Origin of the sequence: Sphingomonas sp. CCH15-F11, assembly GCF_001557005.1 — a bacterium.
Lineage (GTDB): Bacteria > Pseudomonadota > Alphaproteobacteria > Sphingomonadales > Sphingomonadaceae > Sphingomonas.
Genome location: NZ_LSKG01000158.1, coordinates 1 through 9,220 on the forward strand (window position 1 = coordinate 1; position 9,220 = coordinate 9,220).

Genomic DNA, 9,220 nt, shown 5'->3' on the forward strand with positions numbered 1-9,220 from the left:
CCCCCCCGCCGCCGGCCGCAAGCATTGAACTGGAGCGAAGGAAAGGCATGAGCCGCAATCTAAACCGGCGCGACGTAATGCGCGGAACCGCCATGCTTGGCGGCACGCTGGCCATGTCGGCCTACCTGCCGGCTTGGGCGCAACCTGTGTCGCGCGGCATCGCCAGGCCCCTGCCGACCGTGTCGGGCACAAACATCGCGCTGACGATCGACAGGATGAAGCTCGTCATGGACGGGATCACGACGCCGGCAATCGGCGTCAACGGCACCGTGCCCGCACCGCTCGTCCGCCTCCAGGAGGGCCAGAACGTCCGTCTCGCAGTGACCAACAATCTCGACGAGGATAGCTCGATTCACTGGCACGGGCTCATTCTGCCGTTCCAAATGGACGGCGTGCCCGGCATCAGCTTCCCTGGCATCAAGGCGCGTTCGACCTTCGTATACGAATTCCCGATCTTGCAGTCGGGCACCTACTGGTATCACAGCCATTCGGGCGAACAGGAGCAGGCAGGGCTCTACGGACCCATCGTGATTGATCCGGCCGGTGCCGACCCGATCGCGTTCGACCGCGAGCATGTGATCGTCCTCTCCGACCATAGCGAAATGACGGGCGAGGAAATTTTCCGCAAGCTCAAGCAGATGGGCGGCGCCTATTTCAACTATCAGCGCCCGACGCTGAGCGGGCTGCTCGCCGGCCGCGAGATGCGCCTCAAGGATCGGATGGAATGGGGCAAGATGCGCATGGACCCGGCCGATATTGCGGATGTTACGGGGTCGACCTACACCTTCCTCGTCAATGGCTTTGGCCCTTACGACAACTGGACGGGCCTCTTCCGACCGGGCGAGCGGGTTCGGCTGCGCATCGTCAATGCTGCGGCGCAAACCAACTTCAACGTGCGCATCCCTGACTTGCCGATGACGGTGGTGCAGGCCGACGGCCAGAACGTCCGGCCGGTAACCGTGGACGAATTCCAGATCGGCGTCGCGGAAACCTTCGACGTGATCGTGACGCCCGAGGACCGCGCCTACAGCTTCGTTTCCGAGGCGATCGACCGATCCGGCATGGGGCGCGCGACACTGGCCCCGCGCGAGGGCATGATCGCCCCGGTCCCGCCGCTCCGCCCGCGCACGTTGCTGACCATGACCGACATGGGCATGGACATGAGCGGGATGGAGGGGATGTCCGGTATGGCGGACGAGAACCCGGTCGCAAAGCGCGGGCCGGATCCCACGTTGATGCAGAATGCCTCGCGCAACCTGTGGAAGCTCACCGGGTGGAAAGAGCCCACCGATCACGGAACGAAGGCGGTAGGCGCTGCGATGGCCGGCATGGCTGGGATGGGGGGCGACCAGATGAGCGGCGCTATGCCAGGGATGGACCATAGCCAAATGGCGGCGGGCGCTGCCGGGATGGCGGGCATGGACCATGGTCAGATGAGCAGCGGCGGCATGGCCGGGATGGATCATGGGTCAGGCGGCAGCATGGACATGAACATGCGCAACCCCAAGAACGCGCCCGGCGTCAAGATGGGGCCGGGAGTGCAGACCATCTCGCCGATGCCGAAGGACCGCACGGGCGAGCCGCCGCAGGGGCTGGAGGACGCGGATCATCGCGTGCTCACTTATCGCGATCTTGTCGCGCTCGACCGCAACCCGGACGTTCGCGCCCCGTCGCGTCAGTTGGAGATCCACCTGACGGGCAATATGGAGCGCTACATGTGGGGCTTTGACGGCCAGAAGATGAGCGACCCTGCCGACCCCATCCCGTTCCGCAAGGACGAGCGCGCGCGCGTCACCCTGGTCAATGACACGATGATGCCGCACCCAATTCATTTGCACGGCCACTTCTTCGAGCTGGTGACCGGACATGGCGACTTCGCGCCTCGCAAGCACACGGTGAATGTGGCGCCCGGCGGTAAGATGACATTCGACGTAACGGCCGATGCGCCCGGCGACTGGGCGTTCCACTGCCACAATCTTTATCACATGACCGCGGGGATGATGCGTGTCGTGACGGTTCGCCCGATGGGCGAGGAGAACCGCGATGCAGCCTAAGTTCCTCTTGATCGCTGGCGGCGCGGCACTTGGCCTCGCAAGTCCGGTGGCCGCGCAGATGGACCATTCCAATATGCCGGGCATGAAGATGCCGCCGTCAAATACGCCAGCGGTGAAAAAGCCGGCCGCTAAAAAGCCGGCCGCCAAGAAGCCCGCAGCGACCAAGCCCGTCGCGCGCAAAGCGTCCCCAAAGCCCGCCGCTAGATCGACACCGCCCGCGAAAACGGGATCGGGGGCCAAGCCCGCTGCGAATCAGCCCGCCAAGCCTCCGGCCCCTGCAACGATCGTTGCCGATCCTCACGCCGGTCATGACATGACGACCATGCCGGGCATGAATACGCCTGGAGCCAACCCCAATACCGCGCACGACATGTCGGCCATGCCAAGTGCCTCCGGCGGTGCCGCCTCCGGCCAGCCAAGCACCAGGCAAGGCATGGACCATGGATCGATGCCGGGAATGGGCCAGAGTTCGGGCGCGATGCAAGGCATGCCGGGACACGACATGGGAAGCATGCCCTCAGGCACGGGCGCGGCGATGATCGGCACCAACCTGCAGGCCGGCACCGCTCCGCCGCCCCCCATTCCGACGGATCGTGCCGCGGACCAGGTCTACTCTGCCGCTGCCATGGCGCATTCGCAGCAGCATCTGCGGTCGATGCACGGCGGGCAGAATTTCTCGCAGGTCATATTCAACCTGGCTGAAGTCCAGATCCGGGATGGTCGCGATGCTTATCGTTGGGATGGCAGCGCCTGGTACGGTGGCGACGTTAATCGTCTGGTTCTTAAAACCGAGGGCGAAGGGAACTTTGGGAGAAGCTTGGAAAGGGCGGAGCTGCAGGCGCTCTACGCACGGGCAATCGGACCCTATACCGATTTTCAGGCAGGGATCCGGTACGACTTCAAGCCTAATCCCTCGCGTGTTTACGCGACAGTCGGTTTTGAGAGCCTGGCTCCGGGTTTCTTCGATGTCGAGGGCGCACTGTTCTTGTCTAGCAAGGGAGACGTGCTGGGCCGCGTTGAAGGCTATTACGATCAGCGCATCACCCAGCGGCTGATTCTCCAGCCTCGTGTCGAAGCTGAGTTTGCGGCGCAGGACGTTCCGGCAGACCGGATCGGTTCGGGCTTGTCGGATATCGAGCTTGGCTTGCGGCTGCGCTACGAGGTGAAGCGAGAGTTCGCCCCCTATATAGGTGTTTCGTACGAGCGCAGAGTGGGCCGTTCTGCTCGTTTTGCACGCGAGGATGGCGAGGATGCGATATCCACCAGCCTCGTTCTGGGCATTCGCACATGGTTTTGAGGCCGACTAGTCTTGTCGGGTTGGCTGAGGTCAAGAAGGAGAAGTCGATGTTCAAGACAGTAACACTTCTGGCTCTGGCCGCGACGTCGGCGAGCCCCGCTTTGGCTCAGCAGCAGATGCAGGGCATGGACCATTCGAAAATGCAAGGCATGAACCACGACAACATGCCTGGCATGAACACGCCTTTCATGCCCGCCGAAATGGCGATGCACGAAAAGATGATGAAGGCCAAGGGCGCTAATGCGAGCGAGACGTGGGTCCGCAAGATGATCGAGCATCACCGCGGTGCGATCGCCATGTCGCAGATCGTTCTCCGGGAGTCGCCCGATGCGAAGACCCGGCAAATGGCCCAGAAATCGATTGCCGAGCAGAACAAGAGCATCGGTGAACTCCAGGCGATGCTCCGGTCGATGGGCAAGCGTCCTCAGTAATAAGCCTCGTTCCTCCCGCCCCCAGCGAGGAGACGGGAGGAACGACCAAGGAGATTTTTCCATGAAGTCAGCGTTGCGATTTGCGCTTACTGCCGCAGCCTTGTTGGTTCCGGTTGCCGCCAGCGCGGCTACCCCGATCGTCATGCACCGCGACCCCGGCTGCGGCTGTTGTGCCAAGTGGGCGGCGCAGGTGCAGCGGCAGCTCGGGCGCCAGGTGCGCGTCGTCGATGATTCCAACCGCTCGGCGCTGCAAAAGCGCGCAGGGGTTCCCGCGGACGTCTCGTCCTGCCACACCGCAATCGCCGATGGCATGGCTTTTGAGGGCCACGTGCCGATCGCCGACATGAAGCGGGTTCTCGCGACCCGGCCCAAGGGCGTACGGGGCCTCGCGGTCGGCGGCATGCCGTTCGGCTCGCCAGGAATGGAAGTGCCGGGCGTCAAGGCGCAAGCCTATGACGTGGTCGCCTTTGGTCCCAGCGGCCGCCGCCTGTTCGCCCGCCACGGCAGCTGATCGGCCGATGTTTTTTGGCGGAGTGGCATGACGCGGTCGCCGCAGCCAGCGTAGCTGTGGCGTCCAGTCCGTCTTGAAGAGCAGACGGAAAGTTTCACAAAGGAAGCTGGGCAGGTGAGGGAAGAAGGCGCGGCGTGCGTAAACTGGATTGAAACAACACGGTTCAAGGGGTTGGGTGATGAGCGGTAAACGAGGCGGGGCCTTCGCTCTGCTCCTTGCTGTTGCAATGTCAGTAAGCACGTCGGCATCGGCGCACGAAGATCACGATGCGCTTGGGGCCGGTCCCGGGCCGGCCGCTAACAGCACAGCCGAGACGCCGAAAGCAGACGGAGCGGACGCTGGCGACGGCCATATGGGCATGGGCTCTATGTCGACCGCGGACATGAACATGGGTGGCCGCGACATCGCCGGTGACGACATGGACATGGGCGGCATGCACGAGGAGACCGCGAACAAGAACAAGACGTTTGGGCAGCGACTGGTCAGCTGGCTTGGTCGTGTGCACACGATGGTGATCCATTTTCCGATCGCGCTGTTCATCGGCGCGTTCGGCGTCGAACTTTTCGGCCTGTGGCGTCGCAACCGCGATTACCAGCATGTCGCCCACATCATGTTGGTAGTCGGCGCGCTAGGCGCGATCGTGGCCGCGTTCCTCGGCTGGTTTGCGGGTGGATTTTACCTGACCGATCGCAACCCGATCCTCATGACCCACCGTTGGCTCGGCACCGCCATAGCCGTCTTCGGCGTCGCGCTCGCTTGGATGGCGGCGCGCCACCGCAAGGTTCCCGAGCGGTCGCGGACACTGTACTGGGTGGTGCTTGGCCTGATGACGCTCGCGATCTCGATCCAGGGATTCCTCGGCGGAACCTTCATGCATGGCGGAATAAACCACTTGGCGTTCTGAGTGGACCCGACGCTCGATAGGCGGTCGCGTGTTGGCGCGGCTCAAAGGAATGCGACGAAATGCGACAGCGCCGACCTTCGTGCCGTAGGCCTTTTCAAGCATAGCCGTCGGATGCCGCCGGCGAGCCCGGCCCCGCTAGGGCGTGTCGAGCAACCCCCGGCGCTGGTAATAGCACACTGTCGCGATGCACTCGCGCGCGATCCACGCGATCGTGGTGCGGGATCATCGAAACGGAGAAAGGCCGTGTCGCCGATCGTCGTGTGGAGACGAATAGCGCGAAAAGAAGATGACAAGCGAGCCGGCGACCGGCGCTGGGTTGGCGGTTTTCGCTCGTTGCACCGCCAATGGCTCGCGCTACGTCGGCGGTACGCTCCGAGCGGGACAGAGCCCGGCGATGGCGGATGACAATCCGCTGTCGCGGTCGCGCAGCAGGTTATGAATTGCGGTCGCAGCGACCGCTGCTTGTCCGGTTGCAACGCTGATCTGATCGAGCCCTTCCACCACGTCGCCGACCGCGAAGAGGCCAGCAACCGAGGTTCGCTGGTGGGCGTCGGTCAGAACGCAGCCTGATCCGCTGAGCTGCGCCCCCAGCAAAGACGCAAGCCGCGTCCGAGGCGACGAGCCGAGCGCGGGGTAAAGCGTGTCGAATTGTAGCTCCAAGCCATTGCCCAACCGCACCTCGACACAGTCGCCAAGACGCAGCTGCCCGACAGGCGAGGGGGCGACATCGATGCCCTGCTGGTTCAACTTGGCAAGTTCGGTCGGCCCGAGATCGAGCGACCGTTGGGCGAGAAGTGTGACCTTGGCGCCATAAGCTCGCAGGAATTCGGCTTCTTCAGCGCCATGGCCATCGCAGCCGAGCACCGCCACGTTCATCCGCCGGGCCTCATAACCATCGCAGATCGGGCAATAGCGGAGAAGACCACGCGCCACGCCGATGTCATGCATTGCATCGGGCATCTCTGGACGTTGATTGACGACACCGGTAGCGAGGACAACGGTCCGCGCGCGCAGGACGTTAAGTTCGCAGCTTGCCGAGAAGTGGTCGCCTGACGCGACGATTGCGTCGATCTCGCCGCTCTGGACCGTACCGCCATATTCGTGCAGCTGAGCCTGCAGGCGCGCAAGAAACGTGACGCCGGAAATGCCGCCGGGAAATCCTGGCAGGTTGTGCGAGCGCGGGATGGTGGCGGCGCGCCCTGCCGCTGCGTCGTAGACGACGCAGCTCCTGAGAAACCGCGACAGATAGATCGCGGTCATGAGGCCCGCTGGACCGCCGCCCACAATCAGACAGTCGATGACCTCCTCGGGGTCGCCCGTCCAGCCTTGATCGGTCAATCGCAACCTCATCATTACCCCGCGCATGCGCCCGTCCAGGCCCGCGGCCACAGTTCGTCTCGAGAGGAGACGCGGTGAAAAGCGCCCCATGCTCCCTTCTGAATACGCGCCGCCACCGCCGGCCCCTCATCGAGAGCGGTGCGTCGGCACGAAAAAGATCGTGAGGGGTGACCCGCCCGGCTGCGTAATACAGGTGAACCCAATCGAAATGGAGATTACCCTGATGCGTCGCTTGTTCATCACGACTGCCGCCGCGGCCTTATTCTTCGCAGGCGGCGTGGCGAACGCGCACCCGAAGCTGGTGTCCTCCAGCCCCGCCGCCAACGCGGCCGTCGCGACCCCCGAGAAGATCAGCCTTCAGTTCAGCGAGAAACTCGTGCCGGCTTTCTCCAAGGCCGACCTTACCATGGCAGCGATGCCGGGCATGGCGGCCATGAAAATGCCCAGCAGCGCCGCAGTCGGCGCCGATGGCCGGACGCTCACCATCACCCCGAAGCAGCGCCTCCCGCGTGGGCGCTACAGCGTCGGCTGGCAGGTCGTCTCTAGCGATACACACAAAATCACCGGCAGCTACAACTTCACGGTGAAGTGAGCGAATGCTCGACTGGCCGACCGTCGCCATCCGCTTGGCGTTATACCTGGTCCTGGCGGCGCTGTTCGGCCTGTCGGCCTTCAGCCTCTATGGTCTTCGTCTTGGCGAGCGCGATGATGCCATCGCGCTGCGGCCTTGGCTCACGGCAAGCGCAGCGCTCGGGTTGCTGCTCTCAGCCGTTGGCCTGATCCTTATGGCCTCGGCGATGGCCGGTTCTGCATTCTGGCCGATCGACCAGGCAGCGGTGGCCGCGCTGCTCGGGGGGCCACCGGTTGGCACCGCCTGGAAGGTGCGTATGGTGGCGCTGGTCATCGCCGTCGGTGCAGCCCTGCTGGCGCGAGGCAGAGCATCGTGGCTGGCTATCGCCATGATTGCCGCCGCCGCGGCATTGGCGACACTCGCGTGGAACGGGCACGGCGCCATGGACGAGGGAAGCACCGGATGGCTTCACCTCGGTGCGGACATCCTCCATCTCCTTGCCGCCGGTTTGTGGGTCGGGGCGCTGTTCGGATTGCTTCTCCTGATGGCGCGCCGCGCCGAGGAGATCGATGCTGCGCACCTTCGGCTGACCCATCGCGCCCTGCACGGGTTTGGCTCCGTTGGTACGCTCGTTGTTGTTACCCTGGTGGTAACTGGTTTGATCAATAGTTGGCTGCTCGTCGGGCCAGCCAATTTCGCGGCCTTGGGGACGACGCTCTACGGCCTGCTGCTGCTCGCCAAGCTGGTTTTGTTCGCAGCGATGCTGGGGCTCGCTTCGCTCAATCGGTTCCGCCTCACGCCGGCCTTCGAGCGCTCGATTGCCATGAACGACCATGGCGGGGCGCTTACGGCGCTGCGGGTCAGCCTTGCGGTCGAGACAGCCTGCGTGATCGGCATCCTGGCGCTCGTGGCATGGCTAGGCACCCTCGCGCCACCCGCGTCGGGCATGTAAGCGCTATGGACCAACCGTCCACGCAAGCGCCGCTCAGGCCTTCCACCTTCTTTTACCCACTTACGCGGCTTAACCCTCGCCTCCCAAGACACCCCCCGCTTGGACTGAGCTTACGTGTCCGACGCCCTAAGTCGCCCACAGGCGCTTGCGGGAAGGCCGCGTCGCGCTGCAAAGCTGGGCGTGCGAGAGGGTTGGTCCGGGTGGGCCTGTCAGTGTTTTCAGAGATGAATGAACAAGGGTGGCAAAGTCATGACCGATGGCAAACGCAGTGAAGCCGGCAGCGGCCAGGGTGGCGAAGTCGTCCTCATCACGGGGGCGAGCGGTTTTATCGCCGCAGCGCTGATTGCCCAGCTCGGCGAGCGCTACACGGTCGTCGGCCTTGATCGCGCCGGCCCTCCCGACCCACCGCCGCCCGCGGCGGCGATCGACATAGACCTCGGGTCAGACGAAGCGGTCCGAGTTGCGCTTGACGAGGTGCGCGCACGGTACGGCAACCGCATCGCCTCGGTGATCCACCTCGCCGCCTATTATGATATCACGGGTGACCCCAATCCGCTCTACGACAAGGTCACCGTGCAGGGCACCCGCCGGCTGATTGACGGGCTGCAATCGTTCGAAGTCGGACAATTCGTCTTCGCCAGCACGATGCTCGTTCATAAGCCGACCCCCACACCCGACGAGCGCATCAACGAGGACTCGCCGATCGGCGCGTCCTGGGCCTATCCGCAGTCCAAGGTCGACGCCGAGACATTGCTGCATGAGCGCCACGGAAACATCCCCGTCGTTTATATGCGCGCCGCCGGAGTTTACGACGACGACGGACGCTCGGCTTTTCTCGCGCAGCAGATATCGCAGATTTACGAGCACCGCCTGATTTCGCATTTTTATCCCGGCATGCTGTGTGCGGCGCAGTCATCGGTGCACCGCGACGACTTGGCTGACGCCGTGCTGCGTCTGGTCGATCGGCGGCACGAACTGCCGTCAGAACTGCCGCTGCTCATCGGCGAGCCCGACGCACCCGGCTATGCCGAGATCCAGGACATCGTCGGCGAGGCGCTCCACGGCGAGGGCTGGAAGACGATCCGGATTCCGCAGCCGCTCGCGAAAGCCGGGATCATCCTGCAGAACGAAGCGCTCGGCAGCGACGACTTCATCCAGCCCT

General features: G+C 64.0%; 9 protein-coding genes. 8 read left to right on the forward strand and 1 reads right to left on the reverse strand.

Annotation, left to right across the window (positions count from 1 at the left end; all coding sequences use genetic code 11):
• The first annotated feature begins 47 nt into the window (after nt 1–47).
• The 5 genes from AX709_RS15895 (at nt 48) to AX709_RS15915 (ending at nt 5,197) form a co-directional block, all read left to right on the forward strand.
• The gene (locus AX709_RS15895; RefSeq protein ID WP_030541566.1) at nt 48–2,054 is read left to right on the forward strand and encodes a copper resistance system multicopper oxidase; all 2,007 of its coding nucleotides are present in this window, start codon (nt 48–50) and stop codon (nt 2,052–2,054) included.
• The gene (locus tag AX709_RS15900) at nt 2,044–3,351 is read left to right on the forward strand and encodes a copper resistance protein B (RefSeq protein ID WP_066550807.1); all 1,308 of its coding nucleotides are present in this window, start codon (nt 2,044–2,046) and stop codon (nt 3,349–3,351) included. Before AX709_RS15895 ends, AX709_RS15900 begins: the two co-directional genes overlap by 11 nt.
• A 47-nt stretch (nt 3,352–3,398) precedes the next feature.
• Nucleotides 3,399–3,782, forward strand: a complete 384-nt coding sequence (locus AX709_RS15905; protein ID WP_030541567.1) for a DUF305 domain-containing protein — start codon at nt 3,399–3,401, stop codon at nt 3,780–3,782.
• 61 nt (nt 3,783–3,843) lie between these two features.
• On the forward strand, nt 3,844–4,293 hold the full coding sequence (locus AX709_RS15910) for a DUF411 domain-containing protein (protein WP_066550812.1): 450 nt from the start codon (nt 3,844–3,846) through the stop codon (nt 4,291–4,293).
• 178 nt (nt 4,294–4,471) lie between these two features.
• Nucleotides 4,472–5,197, forward strand: a complete 726-nt coding sequence (locus AX709_RS15915) for a DUF2231 domain-containing protein (protein ID WP_231727553.1) — start codon at nt 4,472–4,474, stop codon at nt 5,195–5,197.
• 354 nt (nt 5,198–5,551) lie between these two features.
• Here the strand turns inward: AX709_RS15915 and AX709_RS15920 are convergent, their stop codons facing one another.
• Nucleotides 5,552–6,535, reverse strand: coding sequence for an NAD(P)/FAD-dependent oxidoreductase (locus AX709_RS15920; protein WP_231727554.1), 984 nt, complete (start codon nt 6,533–6,535; stop codon nt 5,552–5,554).
• 223 nt (nt 6,536–6,758) lie between these two features.
• On the opposite strand from AX709_RS15920, the gene copC reads away from it, so the two are divergent.
• From copC to AX709_RS15935, 3 genes are all read left to right on the forward strand, one after another.
• On the forward strand, nt 6,759–7,127 hold the full coding sequence (copC, locus tag AX709_RS15925; RefSeq protein ID WP_030541571.1) for a copper homeostasis periplasmic binding protein CopC: 369 nt from the start codon (nt 6,759–6,761) through the stop codon (nt 7,125–7,127).
• Between the two features lie 4 nt (nt 7,128–7,131).
• Nucleotides 7,132–8,058 carry a copper homeostasis membrane protein CopD gene (gene copD, locus AX709_RS15930; protein ID WP_030541572.1) on the forward strand — a complete coding sequence of 309 codons (927 nt, stop codon included), beginning with the start codon at nt 7,132–7,134 and terminating at the stop codon, nt 8,056–8,058.
• Between the two features lie 249 nt (nt 8,059–8,307).
• The coding region (locus AX709_RS15935) for an NAD-dependent epimerase/dehydratase family protein (RefSeq protein WP_156454300.1) at nt 8,308–9,220 on the forward strand (913 nt) is incomplete at its 3' end.

What these genes read in the sequence shown, in the direction of transcription:
- AX709_RS15895 (WP_030541566.1), top strand. Translation starts at nt 48, where the DNA reads ATGAGCCGCAATCTAAACCGGCGCGACGTAATGCGCGGAACCGCCATG.
- AX709_RS15900 (WP_066550807.1), top strand. Translation starts at nt 2,044, where the DNA reads ATGCAGCCTAAGTTCCTCTTGATCGCTGGCGGCGCGGCACTTGGCCTC.
- AX709_RS15905 (WP_030541567.1), top strand. Translation starts at nt 3,399, where the DNA reads ATGTTCAAGACAGTAACACTTCTGGCTCTGGCCGCGACGTCGGCGAGC.
- AX709_RS15910 (WP_066550812.1), top strand. Translation starts at nt 3,844, where the DNA reads ATGAAGTCAGCGTTGCGATTTGCGCTTACTGCCGCAGCCTTGTTGGTT.
- AX709_RS15915 (WP_231727553.1), top strand. Translation starts at nt 4,472, where the DNA reads ATGAGCGGTAAACGAGGCGGGGCCTTCGCTCTGCTCCTTGCTGTTGCA.
- copC (WP_030541571.1), top strand. Translation starts at nt 6,759, where the DNA reads ATGCGTCGCTTGTTCATCACGACTGCCGCCGCGGCCTTATTCTTCGCA.
- copD (WP_030541572.1), top strand. Translation starts at nt 7,132, where the DNA reads ATGCTCGACTGGCCGACCGTCGCCATCCGCTTGGCGTTATACCTGGTC.